Below are 21,922 nucleotides of genomic sequence, written 5' to 3'. Positions count from 1 at the left end.
TTTAGAGTATGTCATATTGAGTTAAAAAAGACAAGATTTATATGTAAACGTTTTCTATTAGTTACTAATTTTGTCATAATTTGGTTATAAAACATTCTCAAATTGGAACAGTTTAATTATTAATATTATTTTGGTTAAATGTGTCATACTAATAACTATTAAAAAAAGACACCACTTTAATTAAAGCGGTGTCTAATATACTTATTTATTCATGTTGTTGATTATATTTTTCAATTTCTGCATCTCTTAATTCTACACGTCTAATTTTACCTGAATTAGTTTTAGGTAAATCTTCTACAAATTCAATAGAACGAGGATACTTGTATGGTGCAACTTCATTTTTCGTAAATGTTTGAAGTTCTTTAATTAATTCTTCAGTTCCTTCATATCCATTTTGCAGAATAATAAATGCTTTTACAATATTACCTCTCAATTCATGAGGGCTTGCAACGACAGCACATTCTTTGACAGCTGGGTGATTTGTTAAAGCATCTTCAACTTCAAATGGTCCAATCGTATAGCCAGAGCTAATGATAATGTCATCTTTACGACCTTCAAACCAGAAATAACCATCTTCATCTTGATGTGCTAAATCTCCAGTAACATAGTAATCGCCTAATCTTGCTGAAGCAGTTCGTTCTGGTTCTTTATAGTAACCTTTAAACAGTGCAGGTAAGTCTAATGGGACTGCAATATTACCTTTAACATTGGCTTCTACTTCATTACCATCGTCATCAATAATTGTTGTATAACTTCCTGGTATAGATTTACCCATTGCTCCAGGTCGAGGTGCTGTATCTTTCAGGAATCCAATTAATAATGTACTTTCTGTTTGACCATATCCATCTCTAACAATAATATCAAAATATTTTTTAAACTGTTCTACAACTTCTCTATTTAATGGTTCACCTGCAGAAACTGCACTATGCAAATGTTCTAAATTATATTCATCAAGATTTTGTAGTTTAGCCATCATACGATACTCTGTAGGTGTACAGCATAGGACGTTAATTTGATAATCTTGTAATAATTCTAGATATGTTTCTGGTTTAAAACGACCATTATAAACAAATGCTGTTGCTCCAGAACCTAAAGTTGATAAGAAAGGACTCCATACCCATTTTTGCCATCCAGGTGCAGCAGTTGCCCAAACTAAATCATCTTCTTTAATACATAACCAATGTTTAGGTGCCATTTGTAGGTGGGCATAACCCCAACCATGTGAATGAGTAACTGCTTTTGGGTTTCCTGTAGTGCCTGATGTATAAGATAATATAGCAACATCTTCACGAGATGTGTCTGCTGCTTCAAGTTCATCACTAACACTTGCTTTTTCTTCCTCAATCGAAATCCAATCTTCGTGTGTATCACCAACGATAAATTTAGTAAGGCTTTGATATTCTTTTAATCCTTCAAATTCCTTAATAAATTTTCCAAATGAAATAACCGCATCAATTTCTCCATGACTTACACGATATTGTAAGTCTTTTGTACGTAACATTTCAGAACTTGGAATAATGGCAATACCTAATTTTAAAGCTGCAATGTATAATTCATAGGTAGCAATAGCTCTTGGCATCATAATTAAAACTTTGTCACCATATTTCAAACCATGCTTTTTAAATATATTACCTACTTTATTAGCATTTTTTATTAATTCCTGATAAGTCACTTCTATATGATCATGTTCTGAATCACGATAAATGATTGCTTTTTTAGATGCGTCTGAAGCATATTGTTCGATTGCAGATGTAATATTGTATTTTTCTGGTGCTAGTAAATCAGTTTTTTCCATTATATTACTCCCTTTCCTTAACATTCACTATTATATTATCAAATGTATAATCTCATTGATATATTTTACTCTTTAGTATCTATCTACTAAACTAAAATGATCTTTTATAATAAAAAAAGGACGGATCCGAAATAGCATTTACATAAAATGATTTCTATCCGCCCTTCTATGATTTAAAATATATCTTCATAATCTAGCATTTGTTTTTTCAAATCTTCTAATTCTATTCTAATGTTATATGACAAATCACGATTCACAATTTGATTATCAACGCCTTGTTTAGTACCTCGTTTACGATGTGTTTGTGCGTATTCTGATGAATTTTGCCAGTCATAAAACGCTTGTCTCGATTCCCATAATGTAACAATAATATAATGTCTATGATTTGTTCGAGGTTTAAGGAAGCGCAATGCTTTAAACCCTGGTACATCTTGAAGGTGTTTTTGACGTGATAAGAATTTATCTTCAAATTGGTCTTCTTTATCTTCATTTACAAATAAATGATTGAGCACACAAAATGTATCATTTGATAATTGATTAATTGATTCTAAAATATCATAATATTGTGCATCATTATTTTTCTCAATCATAAATTCATCATTAGATTCATTCATTTTATACGTTTTATAATAATCATTTAGTAACATATTAGTTCCTTCATTCTAATTCATTTTACGTTTAAATATTTTGTTCATATATTGAAAGTGATCTTTTAACTATTTCTAGTATTTCATCATCTAAATTTGTTATTTGTTTAAAATAATTTAAAATATTCTTCGCTAATTTTTCTTCTTTTGGAAATTGTACATCTTTATCAACCCAAGCGGCTAGTTCTCCTAGAGGTGTTTGGTCTCCAGTAAATCCTTGTATAAACTCATAAAACGTCACTAAATCACCTCTTCTTACTTAATATATTAATGATATCACGAATTAGTAAATAAAACACCAATCAAAATTAAATAGTCTAATATATTTTTCTATTTGCAAAATAATGACGAAATTAATTAGTTCGTTTTTATATCATAAATTTCTCTTTAATACATTAGTTATTGATGTCTCGTTCATCAGTTTGCTTAATGATTTAAACAACGTTAAATATAAGTTTAAACATGGGTTTGATAAGTTAAAATATTAAAACTTATAAGCGCAATAGTCATATGTATGAGTAGCCCGCCAGTACTAATAGCAACATAGCACATAAGAGTGCTGTTAGACTGACGGGCATACTTATTATTTTAATTTACATATTTTAATCTGTAATTTATAGTCATCTATCTTAATTTAAATAGTCTAATACAACAGTACCTACTGCTTCAGCAGCAACTAACATAGATGATTCACTAATATTAAATTTAGGGTGATGGTGTGGATATACTTCGCCATCTTCTGGTGCTGCTCCTGAATAAATAAATGTACTTGGTAGTTCTACTGCATAAAATGCAAAGTCTTCAGAAGGTGGTTGTGCTTCACATTCTTCTACACCTTGAATATCTGTTCCTTCTGCATTTTTAATTGTTTCAGCTACATAAGATGTGAATTCTGGATTGTTATATAATGCAGGGTAATCTTTGTTAAATTCGAAATCACATTTTACGCCAAATGAAGCTTCTAATCCTTCAACAAGATGTGTTAATTCTTTTTGAATTGTATCTTTTGTATCATCCGTAAGCGCACGCACGTCACCTTCGATTTCAATAGTATCTTTGATTACATTAAATTGACCTTTACCATCGAAAGAACCAATTGTAACGACACCAGTTTCAAATGGACTTAAACGTCTAGATACAACTGTTTGTGCAGTTGTTACAAAGTTAGATCCTGCCACAATTGCATCATTTGCCATGTGAGGTGATGAACCGTGACCGCCTCTACCATGAACTGTTAATTTAAAGTAAGCACGACCTGTTTGTACAAATTCTGGTTTGTAAAAAATTTTTCCAGCTTCCATCGTACTCATAACGTGAACACCTAATACATGGTCAACGCCATCAAGCACACCATCTTTAATCATACCTTGCGCGCCACCTGGAGTCATTTCTTCAGCTGGTTGGTGAATGACAATCACTTTACCGCTAAATTGGTCTTTCATTTCAATTAATGTTTCGGCTAAAATAAGCATGTAAGCTGTATGTGCATCATGTCCACACGCATGCATAACACCATCATTTTTAGATGCAAATGATAATCCTGTTTCTTCTTTAATAGGTAGGGCATCAAAATCTGCACGAATTGCTAATGTTTTGCCAGGTTTACCACTATCGATAGTTACTTTGACACCATTTGGTCCCACATTTGTTTCCAATTTACAATCTTTATCTTTATAAAAGTCAGCAATATATTTTGGTGTTTCTTCTTCATGGAAGGATAATTCTGGATGTTGGTGAAGATGTCTTCTAATTTCTATCATTCGATCTTCTTTTTCGCGTAATTTTTCAACTAAAGTATTACTCATAAAATCCTCTCCTTTATCTATACATCTACATTATAATATGTTATTCCCGTTTATTGTTGCGTCACACTTTTATTGACTAAAAATGACATAAATTTAGAAAAAAATCACTCCAATATGAGCATTGTCATATTGAAGTGATTGAAATCATATAATTAATTAGTGTTTATAAAATGGATCGTTTTCTTTAGCGCCTGCCATTTCATCATGTACACCATGTTTATAATAATCTACATATTGAGGTTCTAAAGGTTTTCTACCTCGAATAATATCTGCAGCTTTTTCAGCTAACATAAGTACTGGTGCATGGATATTACCGTTAGTTGTTCTAGGCATAGCAGAAGCATCTACGACACGTAAATTTTCCATACCATGTACTTTCATAGTAAGTGGATCAACAACTGCCATTGGATCTGATGCTGGTCCCATTTTAGCACTACATGATGGATGTAATGCAGTTTCTCCGTCTTTACGCACCCAATCTAAAATTTCTTCATCTGTTTGTACAGAAGGTCCAGGTGAAATTTCTCCTGCATTAAATGGATCCATCGCTTTTTGAGATAAGATATTTCTTGCAACTCGAATAGCTTCTACCCATTCACGTTCGTCTTCTTTAGTTGAAAGATAATTAAATACTATACTTGGCTTTTCAAATGGATCTTTAGATTTAATTTTTAAGCTACCGCGTGAATTAGAGTACATAGGTCCAACGTGTACTTGATAACCGTGCGCTACTGGTGCTTTTTGACCATCATAGCGAACTGCGATTGGCAAGAAGTGGAACATTAAGTTAGGATAGTCTACTTCGTTATTTGAACGTACAAATCCTCCACCTTCAAAATGGTTAGAAGCTGCTGCACCTTTTCGAGCAAAAATCCATTGCAATCCAATAAATGGCATACGTTTTACATCTAAACTAGGTTGTAAAGATACCGGTTCTTTACATTCATGTTGGATATACACTTCTAAATGATCTTCGAAGTTCTCCCCAACACCAGGTAAATGAACTCTAGGTTCAATACCTTTAGATTTTAAGAATTCTGAATCACCAATTCCAGATAATTGTAGCAATTGTGGTGTATTAAATGCGCCACCTGATAAAATAACTTCTTTGGCATTGATTGTTCTTTCTTTGCCGTTTTTCTTATAAGTCACACCTGTAGCTCTTCTACCATCAAAGTTAATTTTTGTTACGAATGCTCTTGTTTCTACATCTAAATTTTTACGTCTCATTGCAGGTCGTAAATATGCTCTTGATGCAGACATACGGCGTCCGTGATGAACTTGGCTATCAAATGGTCCGAAACCTTCTTGTCGGAATCCGTTTACGTCTGGTGTTTTATGATATCCTGCTTCAACCCCAGCATCAAAGAATGATTTGAATAATGGATTCGTTGCAGGACCTCGTTTTAATTTAATTGGTCCATCATGACCTCTGTATTTATCATAAGGCGCTGATCCATATGCTGTTTCTAACTTTTTAAAGTATGGTAAGCAATGTGCGAAATCCCAAGTTTCCATACCTTCTGGTTCTGCCCAACCTTCATAATCCATTGGGTTACCTCTTTGGAAGATCATTCCGTTAATTGAACTTGAACCACCTAACACTTTACCTCGTGCATGGTCAACTTTACGTCCCATGTGCGGTTCTTCTTCAGTTTGATAAATCCAATCATATAAAGGATTTCCTGAAGGGAACATTAATGCTGCTGGCATTTGAATAAATAAATCCCAGAAATAGTCACTGCGTCCCGCTTCTAATACTAATACATTTTTATCTTTATCTTCACTTAGTCGTGCACCTAAAACTGAACCTGCACTACCTCCGCCAATGATAATATAATCATATGAATCGTGTTTTCTACTCATCACAAATAACCTCCGAAATTAATTTTTTTAGTTTTTATATTCATCTCTTTCATAGTTATCTTGAATCGTTCTTACATATGTAAGAGGCCGAATGACCTATTAAGTAATAGCGCATCATTCAAACCTCTGAATAATTGTTATGTTTTATTTACTAAAGAAGTTAACTGGTTCTGGGTTTGTATTAGTTAAGATATGTTTAGTAGATAAATACTCTTCTAGGCCTTCTTTACCAAGTTCTCTACCAATACCTGATTGTTTATATCCACCCCATGGTGCTTGTGCAAAGTAAGGATGGAAATCGTTAATCCAAACTGTACCTAATTTCAATTTATTAGCTACACGTTGTGCTTTACCAATATCTTTACTAAATACAGCGCCTGCTAATCCATATATTGAATCGTTAGCTAAACGAATTGCTTCTGCTTCATCTGCAAATCCTTCAACAGTAACAACTGGTCCAAATACTTCTTCTTGCACTATACGCATAGATGTATCGCAATCTGTAATTACCGTAGGCTCGAAGAATAATCCATCTTGTAAATCTTCTCTTTCAGGACGTTTGCCACCTATAGCAATTGTTGCACCTTCATCTTTTGCAATTTGCATATAATTTTCAATTTTATCTCTATGTTCTTGAGAAATAACTGGTCCCATTTCAGTATCATCATCAAAGCCATTACCTAGTTTAATTTTACTAACGCGATCTATAAGTGCTTTTTCAAATTTTTCTTTGATATCGTTGTGAACTAAAATTCTAGAACCCGCTGAGCATACTTGACCAGCGTGGAAGTAACCACCATTTAATGCTTGGTCTACTGCTAATTCAAAGTCAGCATCATCAAAAATAACATTAGGGTTCTTACCACCAAGTTCTAACGCTACATTCGTTACGTGGTCTGCAGCCTGTTTCATGATATGTTTACCTGTTTTAATGCCACCTGTAAATGACACTAAATCTACTTCTTCGTGACCTGACATGACGTCACCAATTTCAGCACCTGAACCTAATACTAAGTTAATTGTACCTTTAGGAAATCCTACTTCTTCCATTAGTTCAAAGACACGAATTGTTGTTAAAGGCGTAATTTCACTTGGTTTCATTACTAATGAGCAACCTGTTGCTAAAGCCGGTGCGATTTTCCAAGATGCTTGTAATAAAGGATAATTCCATGGTGTGATTTGAGTCACTACGCCTACTGGTTCTTTAACAACTTTACTTTCTGAATTTGGAATTGGCGTATTGATAATTTCTCCGCCATCTTTATCTGCTAAACCAGCAAAATATATAAATACATTATGGATGTCATCCATATCTGCATATGACTCTTCCAATGTTTTACCAGTATCTAATGTTTCTAATTTAGCTAATTCTTCACGATGTTCTTTAATTTTATCTGCAATCGCTCTGACTTTTTGACCTCTGACTTCACCTGTTTCTGAAGATAACTCGCCATCTTCAAATGATCTTCTTGCAGCTAAAATTGCTCGTTCTACATCTTCTTTTGTACCTTCAGCTACTGTAAAAATAACTTCTTGATTATATGGATTAATAATCTCTCTCGTATTTTTATTTGAGCTGTCTACCCATTCACCATCAATGTATTGGCGATTAGACAAGTTCTTTACAAGTTCCATCAAATGACCTCCGTTAAGTTTGTTAAATTTTTATTTAACGAATTTTACAGAATTATGTTAGCATAGAAATTGAAAATATGTCAATTTATCAAAAAGGTCTGGAGAATAAAGTATCACTCCTATTCTTAATAGGTTAGTGATACTTACGCATTAGCTTTAGCTAAGGTGTTCCTTTTTAATCTCAGCAGATTCGAATTGGTGAGAAACAAAGAAATGGTAAAGAACTTCTTTTCATATATTCATCAATAAATAATGATAATATATAGTCGTTTTTCATCTCTTTAAAATAAAATATATAAAATGTTGGCATATAAAAAATGAAATCATGTTAAATTTGTTGTGATACGTGGTAAAATAAAATAATTATTATTGGAGGTACACTCATGACACAATCGAATAACTACTCATCTCAAGTCGAGCAAGCCAAAGACTTGGTCATTAATTCCATTGGAGAAACTATGGATTTATATGGAATTAATCGTAGTGTCGGCAACCTTTACGGTATCATGGTGTTTGAAGGAAGTATGACACTTGATGAAATGCGACAACAACTACAAATGAGTAAACCTAGCATGAGTGCAGGGGTTAAAAAATTACAAGAATATGATATCGTCAAACAACAATTTACAAGAGGTAGTAGAAAGCAACACTTTATCGCTGAAAAAGATTTCTTCACTTTCTTCCGCAATTTCTTCACTAAAAAATGGGAAAGAGAAATTGACACTAATATGGAAGCTGTTAAAGATGCGGAAACACTTCTAAAACCGCTACTGGATAACAACGATTTAACTGATGAAGAACGTCAAGACATTAATAAAGTTAAAGCACAACTCGACCATTCAAAGGTTTATTACGAGTGGTTAGCGCAGCTTAGCGAAGCCTTAGAAACCGGTGAAATATTTAACTACTTCCCTATTCCAGAACATAATGATAATAAATAAAAATCAGCCTGAGACATAAATCAATGTCTCAGGCTACAATTATATATAGGCAGTAGTTGACTGATAAAGTAATTCTTTTTCTTTAGAAATTAGAATTACTTATGCATGAGTGTTAACTCATGTAATCCTTAGTGGAACACCTTAGCTAAAGCTAATGTGTAAGTATCACTAAACTATTAAAATAGTAGTGACACTTTATTTTTCAAATCTAGTCAACCTTGCCGGGGTGGGACAACGATAAAGAAATACTTTTTCTTTAGAAATTAGTATTTCTTACGCATGAGTTCAACTCATGTGTAAGTACTACTAACCTAATAAAATTAGGAGTAGTGCTTTATATTTCTGTCCCGCTCCCATTTTCTTATTCTATAAATTATCGTCTTGTTCTTCTTCTCTAACTTGAACAATCCTCAATGAGCGTCTTTCTATTTCTTTATGTTTTTCAGCACGCGTTTGTAACTTGATACGATCGTTACCTAGAGTAATCAAGAATGAAATCATCATAAATATAAATATAACTATAAGCGGTACACTGGCTAATATGGAAGCTGTTTTTAGAACTTCTAATGCTCGCTCCCCGCCTACTAACATTAATGAGAATGGTAATAGACATAATGCAAATGCCCAAAATAAACGATTGGCTCTTAATGGTTCGCCTATTACTTTTTTCTGAGATGCAGCAGCTAAAATATATGATCCTGAATCAAATGTTGTTGCTAAGAATAAGAACGCTGATACTAGGAATAGAACAATAATCAGTGATGGGAATGGTAGTTGATGCATCACTTCAATAATTGTCGACTCTGTACTGTGATGATTTAAAAAATCTACTACGTTAAATTGTCCTGAAATTTGTAAATAAACAGCATAATTACCAAAAATACCGAAGAATAGAACACAACCTAAGGTACCATATAACATTGTACCCAGTACTACTTCTTTTAATGTTCTACCTTTTGAAATTCGAGCAATAAATAACCCTATAAATGGTGCGTAAACTAACCACCATGACCAATAGAAAATAGTCCAATCTTGTGGGAAATGAGACTCTTTACGGTGCCCTATTCCTCCAAATGGTTCAACCCAAGTTGCCATATGGAAAAAGTCATTAATCATATTCCCTAATCCAGTAACTGTTGTTTCCATAATAAATATTGTTGGTCCTACGATGAATACAAATGCTAATAGTAGGAACGATAACCAAACGTTGACGTCACTTAATTTTTGAATACCTTTTTTCAGTCCAGTATAAGAGCTAACTGCAAAGACAACAGTAATCGTCAAGAGAATGATTGAACGCATAATCATGTTATGACCATCAAGTCCTGTAAGTCTTTCAATACCTGCTGAAATCATAGGCACACCTAATGCTAAGGATGTTGCCGCGCCGCCTAATAATCCAAAGATAAATAAGATATCAACTACTTTACCGACAAATTTGTCAGTTTGGCCTTTTAAAATTGGACGGCATGCTTGGCTAATTTTATAAATTGGTTGCTTTTTAACAAATACTAAATATCCAATTGGTAATGCTGGTAGCACATAAATTGCCCACGCTATGGGTCCCCAATGGAACATGCCATATTGAGTCGCGTATTGGAGAGCCTCATCAGACATACCTTTAGCACCGTTTGGTGGCACTTGATAATAGAATGCCCATTCAATGACACCCCAATATAAAATATCTGAACCTATTCCTGCACAGAACAACATTGCTGCCCAAGTGAAAGTATTAAATTCTGGTTTATCAGTTGCTTTACCCAAAGTAACATTACCGTACTTGCCAAATGCTATGTATAATACGAAACAAAATATAACTAAACCTAAAAACAAATAAACAGAACCAATGGAATTTGAAATAGCACTATTGATATCTGTAATAATTGTTTCACTTGCTTTCGGGAAAACCATCATAGGTATAACAGCTATAAGTAATACTACGACTACACCTATAAAGGTCGTCCAGTCCATAACTTTTTCCTTTTTCAATCGTGATCCCCCTAATACTAAATGATTTATGAATCTTGATGTTCTATAAGTTACACGCTCAAAATTATTCGATTCACAAAATTGACAATAACGAACATTTAATAATAATGCAAATTACATACAAACAATAATAGCAGTCAAATTGAATATTTATATAATTTTCGTCATATAATTCATCACTATTAATTGTCTTGACAACAGTGTTAAGTTTAGATTTAACGTATTGAACAAACTTTACTTTAGTTTAATATTGAATTTTTATACACAATAAAAGAATATTTATTTATTTTAAACAAAAAACTATCTTCCATACGAATGATGAAAGATAGTTGCTATATTTATATATTTGTTAATAACCTAATAAGAATTTTAATGCAAAACCAATGATGATAGATACGACAATGACAAAGAATCCTGGAATGATGAAACTAGTTGGTCTTGTTCTACCTGTTTCATCTAATTCAACTGCAAACAGTAATGTTGGTTGTGCAGGAATTACAAAGTTAACATTAAGTGTTTGGATCATTGCGACAAAATAAATAGGCGGAATACCTAAACTCATAACGATAGGTACCATTATAGATGCAGTCGCAGTTTGAGAAATAACAATCATCGCAACAACTGAAACTAAAATAATAACTAACCAGGGTGTATTACTAATTGTTGCGCCAATATCTTGTTTTAATATTTTCAAGTTATTCGGTGCATTAAATATAGTTGCACCTAACCAACCTGGCCCTAACACAGCAAATAAAGCACCAAATGCTGACTGTGTAATATGAGAAGTTAAAATGTCAGAAGTGTTAATTTTCGCTAGTAATAAGTTTGTTGCTGCACTTAAATACATAAAGAATTGAACAATATCAGTCATTTCAACATTAACGGTTTTACCATTCACATTAAATGATGGCATCAAATTCGGAAAAATGCCGAATGTTAAAATACACAATACACATAATAAGAATGCTAGCACGCCAAATTTAACCTTTTTAGAAAATTGACTTTGCAACGTTTCTTCAGGTAACTCAACTAACTTATGTGATGGTATTGGATCTTTTTTACCGACAAACGTACAAAATACACTTAATAAAAGCATACTCAATATAGCAGTAGGTAATACGATACTTAAATATTTACCCATTGAAATTTCATAACCTGCTAATACAGAAATGATGTATGCTGTAGCTGAAGCAGCTGGACTACATAAAAGTGCTAAATTAGCTGTCAAAACTGATGCAGTTAAAGCATTTTTAGGCTGTATATGGGCTTTTTGGGCAGTCTTTGCAATAATTGGTTCTAATGATAAAGCAATATTTGCAGTACCTATACCAAAAACAAAGATAAATACAATCATAGGTGCGATAAAAATGATTGATTTAGGAAATCTTTCGATAACTTTTGATGCAATATATACTAGATAATCAATCCCGCCAGTAGCTTGTAACGTACCTCCTGCTATACCTATTGAAAGTATAATTAATACTGCAGTTACTGGTGCTGAACCTGGTGGCAATTGAAATCCGAAGATCATAATAAGTTGGGCTACGATGGCAAAGATTCCACAGCCAAGCGCGCCAGCTGTTCTTAAACCGAGTAGCACTGCTAAAATCATAATGATGATTTCTATTATAAATAGTAGCAATTCATGAACCCCTAATCTTTATTGAAGTTAAATTTTGGAACATTAATATTTTATCACTTTAATATGTGATAAGTATATATTTTCATATTTGATTATAAAATCAAAATCATGTTTTTTTATGTATAAAATATCTATCAGAACTGTTGTATCAATGGTTTTAATACAGTCAAAAATTAGTAACAATTGAGAAAATACATAATTTTAACCTGAGACATTGGCGTATGTCTCAGGTATGTCTCATTTCACTTATTCATTTATTCTGTTTCTTCGCTTGACGTCGCTTTTTATAAATAGTTTCTTCGATGATTGAACCTGCGATAAGACCGATGGCGATAATCCATTTACCAATTAGTAACCACATAATGTCTCACCTTCTCTATCATTGACTTACTATTATATTTCCCTATTCAACTATTTTAATTCATCACATGATTATACATACTCAAATGTTGATGGACCGCTATAAATATATTCAACTACATGATGGTTCTTTAAAGAAAGTGGCACATCAATGACTCTTTGATTTAATGATCCTTTATAAGGTAAGTTAGGACGATACAATTGTGTTATAAACATTCCATCCACTAAAACGTCTACATATTCTAATAATTGATGACGTTTACCTTTATTTTGCGCTAAATATTCATATTGAAACCCAGTCCATACCCATATAGACTTTTGCTGTCCAAAATGTTGTCGAAACGTTTGTACTAACTTCAAGGTTACGTCTAAATTACAAAATGGTTCTCCACCTAAAGTACTTATGCCACTTATAAAATTAGGTTCACAATATGTGATAATTTCTTCTAATATATCATCTGTAAAAGGTTCTCCATATCTAAAATTTTGTGCAGCTTCGTTATAACTATTAAGACATTGAAATGGACAACCAGAAACGTAGACACTACAACGTACGCCTTCTCCATCTACAAAACTATGCGTCTCTATTTTAGCGATATATCCACGCCCATTTTCAATTTTCAAATAAGATTTCATGCTTTAGATTCCTTCATATGTTTAACACGGGCGCACATTTCTTTATGTCTACCTTCAATGACAGGACGTTGTACTGGATTACCTAAATAGCCACATGTACGTTTAACTACATCTACTGTTTCTGGGTTATCATTGCTGCATTGTGGACATTTATAACCTTTCTTAGTAGACTCAAAATCTCCATCAAAGCCACATTCATAACAATGGTCAATAGGAATATTGGTTCCTAGGTACCCTACTCTTTCATAAGCGTAATCCCATACTGTCTCTAATGCCTTAATATTATGATTCAATTTTGGGTATTCGCAATAATGTATAAAGCCACCGCTCGCATAATATGGATAATCCTTTTCAAAATCAATTTTTTCAAATGGTGTAATATCTTTTCTTACATCATAATGAAATGAATTTTGGTAATAACCTTTATCTGTGATATCTGGAATGTCACCGAACCGTTCTTTATCTAATCGACAGAAGCGATCTGTCAAAGATTCACTCGGTGTACTATAAATACTGAACCAAATATCATATTGATTGGTCCATTGTTCTTGAAGACGTTTCATTTCCTTTAATATTTCTAGCGTAAATGCTTTTGCTTCTTGATTATGCTCCCATTCAGGGCCATAAAAAACTGTTGCAGTTTCATATAACCCAATGTAACCCATAGAAATGGTAGCTCTTTTATTTTTGAATAAAGTATCGACTTGTTCATCATCGTTAAGTTTGTATTTAAATGCACCACTTCTATACAGAATAGGAGCATTATTGACTGTAGCACTTTTTAGTCGTTCAATTCTATATACTAATGCATCATGCATTAATGTCATTTTGTCGTAAAATAGTTTCCAAAACGTCGTCATATCCCCTTCTGATTCTAAAGCTATTCTAGGTAAATTTAATGTCACAACACCTAAATTACAACGACCATTATTTTCAAATTCTCCTTTGTCATTGCGCCAACTTGGTAAAAATGATCGACATCCCATTGGTGCCTTAAAATCACCTAATAATTCAACAATTTTATCGTAATTTAAAATATCTGGATACATACGTTTCGTTGAACATTCTAATGCGAGTTGCTTAATATCATAGTTAGGATTATTTTGCTTCAAATTCACACCATCTTTAATCGAAAATACTAATTTTGGGAAAATAGCTGTTACCCTATCTTTACCTAGTCCTTTAATTCTTGTATTCAAAATAGCTTGCTGTATTTTTCGACTTAATCGATCAGTTCCTAATCCAAAACCTAAAGTCACAAAAGGTGTTTGGCCATTTGATGTATATAAAGTATTAATTTCATATTCCAAACTTTCTATAGCATCGTTAATATCTTTTGTAACTTGTTCGTCTATATACTTTTGAATCTGGTCTTCTTTCACATAATTATGAGCCATTTCACTATGATGCCGTTCATTACTTTCTGCGTATTTACTAAGTAATTCGTCTACACGATCAACTGTACAACCACCGTATTGACTACTAGAAACATTAGCAATAATTTGTACAAGTTGTGCTGACGCTGTTTGAATGGATTTAGGAGAAGTTACATTAGCATTACCGATTTCAAAGCCATTTTTTAACATACTTTCTGCATCTATAAGACAACAATTCGTTATAGGTTGAAATGGATGATAATCTAAATCATGAAAATGAATATCACCACTTTCATGTGCTTGCGCTATATGTTTAGGTAATAAGTAATTTAAAGCATATGATTTAGAAACAATTCCTGCTGTTAAATCTCTCATTGTGGAAAAAGTATTACTATCTTTATTAGCATTTTCATTTACTATAGTTGGGTCTTTTTCTATAAGTCCAGTTAATGATTGTTCTAGTTGATTCATCTTTTCACTCTTTTCTATATATAGTGTCTAATTTAAACTTAATCCACTATATATAGTTATTCAATGGATAACTCGACACTTAACCAAACTGTCATAAAGTTTTTACCAATTAATGAACAACTATAAAATAATTCTTACATTATTGATAGCAATCCAATTGATAACAATTCGTGCGCTACTATATTAGTACTCTTATTTTAATCAGCATAAATAACTTATTTTTTAAAATAAAAAAAGACAAACCCACCTCATGGTAAGTTTGTCTTAATAAACTCAATCTATATTATGAAATATAGTTGTATGAACCAGCTTGGCTAGCTGAAATTGTACGAGTTGATACGTTACCTGGTCCACCATTATAGTTCATTTCTGAAACTTTAATTGAACCGTCAGAATTTACATTTTCAACATAAGCAACGTGACCATATGCACCTTGTGATGTTTGCATGATTGCACCTTGTTTAGGTGAATTACTTACATTATAACCATCTTGTGCAGCAGCGTTTGCCCAGTTGCTAGCGTTGCCCCAGTTAGAACTAATTTTTCCGCCAACTTTGTCATATACATAATAAGTACATTGACCAGCTGTGTATGCATTTGAACCAGAGCTTGATTGACCTGAAAATGCAGTTGAATTATTTGATGATGGCGCATTTTGTGTAGTTACTTTAATATTTTTATCTGATGTTGAATAATCAGCACCTAATCCGCCACCTTGGTTATTTGAATTATTTGCTGTATAAGATTGTGTAGATTGATTATTATTTGTTGTAGCGTTATTTGAATTGTAGCTTTGAGTTCCTTGGTTACCATATGAATAACTATAGTAATTACCTTGTTGTGGTTGTTGAGCTTGTTGTTGATTTTGTTGGTTCTGTTGGTTAGGACTCCAATTACCTTTCCAATCGTAATTGTAATTACCTTGTTGGTCTATTGTGTATGTGTATTCATATGAATAAGGATCATTAGGATTATATCCATTATTATTGTTTTCTGCTGCATCTGCATCATGTTGCATTAAACCAAAAGTTGCGAAACCTGCTGTTGCGATTGTAGCTGTAGCGATTTTTTTCATTTTAAATATCCTCCTAAAGATTGATATAACTGTTTATTCTCTTTATCTCGTGGCTACCTTCAATTTTCAATTAATAAAAGTTTTTTACTCGTTAAATAACGACAAGTCACACTCTAACAGACATACAAGAGTTTGTGGTCAATGTTAATGTTTTGTAAATGAATCATAATAATCCAACATTTTTTGTAAAATTGTTGGATATCGTTGTAATGGCTTTCAATTCATTGCCTAGGCTATTATTTAATTATATTTATATTATTTATTACTGTTTATGTAATTTATCTGACAATTACAGACATAAAAATACTAAGATAATAGCTTTATTTCTACTATTATCTTAGTATTTGATAATCTATTAATGTTGATTCAAATAATTCAATATAACTTGTTGATACATATCTATATAATCTAAATATCTAGATTTATAAACATATTCGTCTGTTTGATGTGCCAACGTTATATGTCCTGGTCCAATAATAGCTAAATCAAAATCTTCATCTTTATCCCCTAGTAATTCTGCTGCATCTGTTGCACCAACCATACCTGATACTTTGAAGTCGTGATTATATTCTAAAAATGTGTTTATTAAACGATTATCTTTATGCGTATAAACTGTAGGATGATTAACAGTGACTTCTACAGATAATCTTTCACTGTCTATTTCTTTTACAGTATCTTTAAATAACTTTTCAATAGCAACATTATCATATTCTGGCACTGTTCTTATATTAAATTCTGCGTAGGCAGATTCTGGCACTGTATTGAATTGCTCGCCTCCTCTAATAATTGAGTTTACAATTACTAGGCCTGCTGCCACATCTTCCTTTAGGTCACCATCATTATAATGACCTTGCTCTCTAATACATTCATCAATATAAGGATGAACATCAAGCGAATGTTCTTTTTCGTTCTTTTTGATTTCAACATATTTTTCTTTAATCCTTTGTATGAATGCAATTAATGAATTGATTGCGTTGTGCCCTAATGATGGTAAAGATGAATGTGCCGGTATGCCTTTAGATGTTACTTTTAATCCCATAGATCCCTTTGTTGCGTAAAAAGCGAAACCATCTGATGGTTCAGCAATGATCATTCCATCTAAATCATTAACATATCCTTGTTCTTTAAATAATTGAGCACCTGACATTTCTTTTTCTTCTGCAGCAGTAGCCATTAATCTAATTGTCCCTTTTTGTAAACGACCCGATTCCTTAATCTCAATCATGGCTATAATTAATGCTGCTAATCCACCTTTCATATCTGTTGTTCCACGTCCATACAACTTGTCATCTTCTTCAGTTAATTTAAAAGGATCATATTTCCATTCATTATAATCTCCTGCGTCAACTACATCCATGTGTCCTGATATAGCAATTTTAGGCTTTCCTTCACCTATTTCAGCAACTAAATTAGCACGACGATTGTCAACTTTTATTATTTTCGAATCAATATCATATTTGTTCAATAATGCTTTAAAATAATTACAAACCTCAAGCTCATTATCATTTTCAGTATTTATTTCTACAATATCAGCTAAAATTTTTATTTTATCTTCTTCTGAAAATACACTCATGTCATCATCCCCATTGTATTCCATGTAATTAATCACTTTACATTAAATATTTCACTTACAACCAATAAATAAACACTATTTTAAATATGTATTTTACTGTGTACCGATTTTTTGGGAAAAAACGAAGAGGATACGATGAAATGTCAACTTTCTTCATCGTACCCTCTATTAATTAAATAACGAATTATTTACTGTTTATAAACATAGTTAAATGTATTATTAAAACTCTTATACATACTTCAAGACGTCCTCTATCTATATGAATTCATAGATTCAAGCCAACTTATAAATGATTGTTGTTCTGCTTGATTAAAATATTTTTTAGACAAAATATCTTTAAGTAGTTGCTGTTTCTTAGACGAATCTATTACTTTCGCCTTAATTAATTGTCTTGCCTCATATAAGAAATCAATATAATTCTCATAAGATTTGTCATATGTTTCAGATAAATCTTGAATAATTTGTTTTCCTAATTTGGGACTTGCACCTTCTGTGGAAACACTGATAGTTAATCTTCCTCTTCTAAGTTGATTAGGAAACGTTATATTACCTTGTTGGGCATTACCAACATGATTAAATAGTGTGTGAGGGGATATATGATTTTTAATTTCATCGTTAACATGCGCTTGATTTGTAGCGGCAATCACTAGGTCGGCATTGTTTACATCTGATGCTTCAAAAGATTTTTCTTCCCACGTAATCTGTTGCTGTCGTACTAGTTGTTCCAATATATCTGTAATATGCGGACTGACTACATGAATTTGTGATGTATATTCAAGGAGCAAACTTACGCGACGAGTGGCAATTTTTCCGCCTCCAATAACAACTACATTCATATTTGTTAAATCAATCATTATTGGCATTTGCATGCGTAATCCCCATTTCTATTTTAATAGACATCTCTTTGATATCTATTTTCTTTTTTCATTTGTTTTAGATAATCTTCAGCTTCTGTTTCAGATAAATTTTGTTCTTTTATCAATACTTCTTTAATTGTTTGATGTACATCTTTAGCCATTTGTTTTTCGTCTCCACAAATGTAAATAGCCGCTCCGTTTTGAATCCATTCATTAAATTGCTCACTATTTTCTAAAATACGATGTTGTACGTACACTTTGTGTTCAGTATCTCTAGAAAAAGCAACATCTAGTTGAGTTAGATAACCTTTATCCAACCACTCTTGCCAATCTTCCTGGTATAGAAAATCCGTTTCAAAATGTTGTTCACCGAAGAATAGCCATGTATTTCCTTTTAACCCAAGTTCTTCTCTTTCTTGCATATAACTTCTAAATGGTGCAATGCCTGTTCCTGGTCCAATCATGATAACTGGAATATCACTATCTTGAGGGAATTTAAAATTCGGATTACGTTTTAAATAAATTGGTACTGTATCACCCGGTTGAAGGCGTTCTGCAAATTCTACAGAGCATACACCTTTTCTATTACGACCATGTGATTGATATCTAACTGCACCGACCGTAATATGTACTTCATCAGGTATCGCTTTATAACTACTTGAAATTGAATACTCTCTAGGCGGTAATTTTCTCAATAATTGGAATAGGTTTTCTGGTTGTAATTCTGTTGTATCAAAATCATTTAATAAATCGATAAGGTCTCGACCGTCAATATAATTTTGAATCCATTCTTTATCTTGAACTTTCTCTTTTAAATCATCATTATCAAATAACACAGCAGCATTTTCTAACAATGGCTTTGTTAGTTTCGTAATTTCAAAATAGGATGATAAGGCTTCTTCTAAGTTAAGTGTATCTCCATCATCGTTGATAAGTACTTGATCTTCATAATCCCAACCTAATGTACTGATTAATAACTCTACTATAGCTGGATCGTTTTGTGGTAACACAACAATACAATCCCCTGGTTCAAAGTCTTCACCAAAATTATCTAATAGTAATTCAACATGACGTGTTTCTTTATTTGATCCTTCACCATTTAAATTAATATTTTCTAATACTTCCGCTTCATAAGGATTTGATTTAGAATATTTTCTTTCTTTTGCTAATTTTATAGACTCACTTACCACCTGTTCACTCTCTGTATCTTCAGGTTTAGAACCAATTGAATTAATCACATTGGCCATCCATTTTTCAGCGTCTTCTTCATAATCTACATCACAATCTATACGGTCATAGATACGTTCAGCACCTAATTCATCTAATCTAATGTCAAAATCTTTACCAGCTTGACAGAAATATTCATAGGTTTGATCACCTAAAGCTAATACTGAAAATCTTACACCATCTAATTTTGGTGCTTCGCGTCTATGTAACGCTTCGTGAAATTCAAATGCATTGTCTGGTGGGTCACCTTCGCCATATGTTGAGGTAATAATAAATAAGTCTTCTACTTTCTTAAGATCAGAAGTATTGAAATCTTCCATTGATTTTAATGTGACATCGTTCCCTAGGTTCACAAGTCTTTCTTCAAATATTTCAGCCAAACTTTGTGCATTTCCTGTTTCAGAACCATATAAAATGGTAATTGTTCGCGATTCTGGAGTAACTTCTGGTTCCTTTTCAGCTAGTAGCGCTTCAGTCTGTTGGTTACTTTGTACTGAATCACTTGAGTTCAACGTGGAAGTTGATTCTTTTTCATTATTTGACACTTGTTCACTAGCTAAAATGTATCCACTTAACCACATTTTTTGTTCGGGTGATAGTGTTTGAAGTAATTCATTAAGTTGTTCTGCTTGTTCCTCATTGAAAGGACTATTTGTGATGTTAATCTTCACTGTTTCCACCTCTTATCTTCAATACTAAATTCTTTAAATCCGTACTTTATATATGAAATGATTTGTCGTTCTATATTTTTTATTAATTTTAAATTTAAACGTTCAATCTGTAAGCGTTCAAATACTAATAGCTAATCATCTTAAAATTCTATTATACATATTAATTTTTAAGTCGGATTCGATTACTTTCATTATGTACCAAAACGTTAAAACAGTAAATGATAGTGTAATTACATCTCTTTTTTAGTACCATTTGATACGATTTGATTTCAAATTTAAAGATAAGTGGTTTATAAACAGTATCTTACTTAACATTTCTCAGGAAATATAATACCTTTATTGGTAAGAGTTATGCACTAAATCCCTCATAAATAATGTTAATACTCTAGTCATTTTAATAGATGTAACTTTGTAGAATGCTAATCTAAGATAGTTTCTACGAAAACGAGAGTATAAAAAAACTGCCCACAAAGTCATATACTTTGTCGACAGTCTGATTCAACCAGATTTAACTGATTATTTATCCAATTACAATTGATCCATATTTTCAATTAAAGTGATTTTGCCTTTTTTACTATGCACAACGACTGAGAAATCATTATTTTTATTACTATCGTAAATCAATTCATCGCCTTTACGTTCATCTGGCTCATTATATACGTCTGTAAAATCATCTTCTGATACATTCGAAGGTGCTACACCCACTCGATCAACTTTATCACCAGAATATAACACGGCTAAATCACCATATTTTTCATAATATGTTTGGCCCCCATCAACTTTGCCTGTAGGCTTGCCAAATTTACTTTCAACTTCTTTTCTCGTCATATCTTCATAAATGCCTTTGTAACCATCAGTAGAAGCAGATTTCATATAACCTTGATCGAAGTTACTACTAAATACATCAATCGTTGGTGCTTTTTCTGAACCTTTTTTATCATTTGATGCGTTATCATTTGATTTACTAGTATCTTTAGATTTTTTATTTGTCTCTGTAGTTTGATTATCGTCAGAACTATTATTGATTACATTGTTATAAAAATAATAAGCGCCATATAACAATGCTGCTATCAATAGAATAAAGATAATTGATAAAATCACGATCCATATCGGTTTTTTAGTCTTTTTATTTTGTTGAGGGTTATATTGATTACGATCTGGATACTGTTGATTAGTTTGTTCATTTTGTGATGCCGATGAAGTTGCTTTATCCTGATTATTTAAAGACTTCCCACATTTATTACAAAATGCTTGCCCAGACTTTAATTCATTTCCACAATTGGGACAATATTTCATTTTCATCGTTCCCTTCTCTCAATAATCGTTCACAGTTTATAGTTTTAAAAATATTGTTAT

The 21,922-nt window shown here is 32.4% G+C and carries 16 protein-coding genes; 1 reads left to right on the top strand and 15 read right to left on the bottom strand.

Going from position 1 to position 21,922, the window contains the following annotated elements; translation table 11 throughout:
• Positions 1–205: 205 nt before the first annotated feature.
• The 6 genes from mbcS to betB all read right to left on the bottom strand — a co-directional run bounded on the left by mbcS (position 206) and on the right by betB (position 7,748).
• Positions 206–1,795 (bottom strand): acyl-CoA synthetase MbcS, encoded by a 1,590-nt coding sequence (mbcS, locus tag NSQ15_RS01290; protein ID WP_070453027.1) that lies wholly within the window; start codon positions 1,793–1,795, stop codon positions 206–208.
• Positions 1,796–1,968: 173 nt separating this feature from the next.
• The gene (locus NSQ15_RS01285) at positions 1,969–2,442 is read right to left on the bottom strand and encodes an antibiotic biosynthesis monooxygenase family protein (protein WP_017636648.1); all 474 of its coding nucleotides are present in this window, start codon (positions 2,440–2,442) and stop codon (positions 1,969–1,971) included.
• 31 nt (positions 2,443–2,473) lie between these two features.
• The gene (locus NSQ15_RS01280; RefSeq protein WP_017636649.1) at positions 2,474–2,683 is read right to left on the bottom strand and encodes a YozE family protein; all 210 of its coding nucleotides are present in this window, start codon (positions 2,681–2,683) and stop codon (positions 2,474–2,476) included.
• 388 nt (positions 2,684–3,071) lie between these two features.
• Positions 3,072–4,247 (bottom strand): amidohydrolase, encoded by a 1,176-nt coding sequence (locus NSQ15_RS01275; RefSeq protein WP_340746881.1) that lies wholly within the window; start codon positions 4,245–4,247, stop codon positions 3,072–3,074.
• 156 nt (positions 4,248–4,403) lie between these two features.
• Positions 4,404–6,113 carry a choline dehydrogenase gene (gene betA / locus NSQ15_RS01270; RefSeq protein ID WP_017636651.1) on the bottom strand — a complete coding sequence of 570 codons (1,710 nt, stop codon included), beginning with the start codon at positions 6,111–6,113 and terminating at the stop codon, positions 4,404–4,406.
• 144 nt (positions 6,114–6,257) lie between these two features.
• Positions 6,258–7,748 (bottom strand): betaine-aldehyde dehydrogenase, encoded by a 1,491-nt coding sequence (gene betB, locus NSQ15_RS01265; protein ID WP_124760353.1) that lies wholly within the window; start codon positions 7,746–7,748, stop codon positions 6,258–6,260.
• A gap of 383 nt (positions 7,749–8,131) precedes the next feature.
• Here betB and cudC point away from each other — a divergent pair, with 383 nt between their 5' ends.
• Positions 8,132–8,689 carry a choline uptake/conversion transcriptional regulator CudC gene (gene cudC / locus NSQ15_RS01260; protein ID WP_154873993.1) on the top strand — a complete coding sequence of 186 codons (558 nt, stop codon included), beginning with the start codon at positions 8,132–8,134 and terminating at the stop codon, positions 8,687–8,689.
• Between the two features lie 366 nt (positions 8,690–9,055).
• Here cudC and NSQ15_RS01255 read toward each other — a convergent pair whose 3' ends face one another.
• The 9 genes from NSQ15_RS01255 to NSQ15_RS01215 form a co-directional block, all read right to left on the bottom strand.
• Positions 9,056–10,678, bottom strand: a complete 1,623-nt coding sequence (locus NSQ15_RS01255) for a BCCT family transporter (RefSeq protein WP_017636654.1) — start codon at positions 10,676–10,678, stop codon at positions 9,056–9,058.
• A gap of 349 nt (positions 10,679–11,027) precedes the next feature.
• A complete protein-coding gene (locus tag NSQ15_RS01250) occupies positions 11,028–12,320 on the bottom strand; it encodes an anaerobic C4-dicarboxylate transporter family protein (RefSeq protein ID WP_070453286.1) in 1,293 nt (430 codons plus the stop codon).
• 432 nt (positions 12,321–12,752) lie between these two features.
• Positions 12,753–13,316, bottom strand: a complete 564-nt coding sequence (gene nrdG / locus NSQ15_RS01245) for an anaerobic ribonucleoside-triphosphate reductase activating protein (RefSeq protein WP_340746880.1) — start codon at positions 13,314–13,316, stop codon at positions 12,753–12,755.
• Positions 13,313–15,163, bottom strand: coding sequence for an anaerobic ribonucleoside-triphosphate reductase (gene nrdD, locus NSQ15_RS01240; RefSeq protein ID WP_340746879.1), 1,851 nt, complete (start codon positions 15,161–15,163; stop codon positions 13,313–13,315). Before nrdD ends, nrdG begins: the two co-directional genes overlap by 4 nt.
• Positions 15,164–15,446: 283 nt before the next feature.
• Positions 15,447–16,238 (bottom strand): CHAP domain-containing protein, encoded by a 792-nt coding sequence (locus NSQ15_RS01235; protein ID WP_017636659.1) that lies wholly within the window; start codon positions 16,236–16,238, stop codon positions 15,447–15,449.
• 355 nt (positions 16,239–16,593) lie between these two features.
• Complete coding sequence (locus NSQ15_RS01230; protein ID WP_046467181.1) at positions 16,594–17,811, bottom strand: ArgE/DapE family deacylase; 1,218 nt, start codon at positions 17,809–17,811, stop codon at positions 16,594–16,596.
• A gap of 251 nt (positions 17,812–18,062) precedes the next feature.
• Positions 18,063–18,680, bottom strand: coding sequence for an NAD(P)-binding protein (locus NSQ15_RS01225; protein WP_017636661.1), 618 nt, complete (start codon positions 18,678–18,680; stop codon positions 18,063–18,065).
• A gap of 20 nt (positions 18,681–18,700) precedes the next feature.
• Positions 18,701–20,566 (bottom strand): assimilatory sulfite reductase (NADPH) flavoprotein subunit, encoded by a 1,866-nt coding sequence (locus NSQ15_RS01220; RefSeq protein WP_154835639.1) that lies wholly within the window; start codon positions 20,564–20,566, stop codon positions 18,701–18,703.
• Between the two features lie 528 nt (positions 20,567–21,094).
• On the bottom strand, positions 21,095–21,862 hold the full coding sequence (locus NSQ15_RS01215; protein ID WP_070453374.1) for a zinc-ribbon domain-containing protein: 768 nt from the start codon (positions 21,860–21,862) through the stop codon (positions 21,095–21,097).
• Positions 21,863–21,922 lie beyond the last annotated feature (60 nt).

The organism is Staphylococcus sp. FSL W8-0774 (assembly GCF_038006785.1).
Taxonomy (GTDB): domain Bacteria; phylum Bacillota; class Bacilli; order Staphylococcales; family Staphylococcaceae; genus Staphylococcus; species Staphylococcus pasteuri.
The sequence above is the reverse complement of the archived record's forward strand: the minus strand, read 5'-3'. Positions and strand labels throughout refer to the sequence as shown.

Excerpts from the sequence above, each read along its gene's own strand:
- mbcS (WP_070453027.1), bottom strand. The coding sequence starts at position 1,795 with ATGGAAAAAACTGATTTACTAGCACCAGAAAAATACAATATTACATCT.
- NSQ15_RS01285 (WP_017636648.1), bottom strand. The coding sequence starts at position 2,442 with ATGTTACTAAATGATTATTATAAAACGTATAAAATGAATGAATCTAAT.
- NSQ15_RS01275 (WP_340746881.1), bottom strand. The coding sequence starts at position 4,247 with ATGAGTAATACTTTAGTTGAAAAATTACGCGAAAAAGAAGATCGAATG.
- betA (WP_017636651.1), bottom strand. The coding sequence starts at position 6,113 with ATGAGTAGAAAACACGATTCATATGATTATATTATCATTGGCGGAGGT.
- betB (WP_124760353.1), bottom strand. The coding sequence starts at position 7,748 with ATGGAACTTGTAAAGAACTTGTCTAATCGCCAATACATTGATGGTGAA.
- cudC (WP_154873993.1), top strand. The coding sequence starts at position 8,132 with ATGACACAATCGAATAACTACTCATCTCAAGTCGAGCAAGCCAAAGAC.
- nrdG (WP_340746880.1), bottom strand. The coding sequence starts at position 13,316 with ATGAAATCTTATTTGAAAATTGAAAATGGGCGTGGATATATCGCTAAA.
- nrdD (WP_340746879.1), bottom strand. The coding sequence starts at position 15,163 with ATGAATCAACTAGAACAATCATTAACTGGACTTATAGAAAAAGACCCA.
- NSQ15_RS01235 (WP_017636659.1), bottom strand. The coding sequence starts at position 16,238 with ATGAAAAAAATCGCTACAGCTACAATCGCAACAGCAGGTTTCGCAACT.
- NSQ15_RS01230 (WP_046467181.1), bottom strand. The coding sequence starts at position 17,811 with ATGAGTGTATTTTCAGAAGAAGATAAAATAAAAATTTTAGCTGATATT.
- NSQ15_RS01225 (WP_017636661.1), bottom strand. The coding sequence starts at position 18,680 with ATGCAAATGCCAATAATGATTGATTTAACAAATATGAATGTAGTTGTT.
- NSQ15_RS01215 (WP_070453374.1), bottom strand. The coding sequence starts at position 21,862 with ATGAAATATTGTCCCAATTGTGGAAATGAATTAAAGTCTGGGCAAGCA.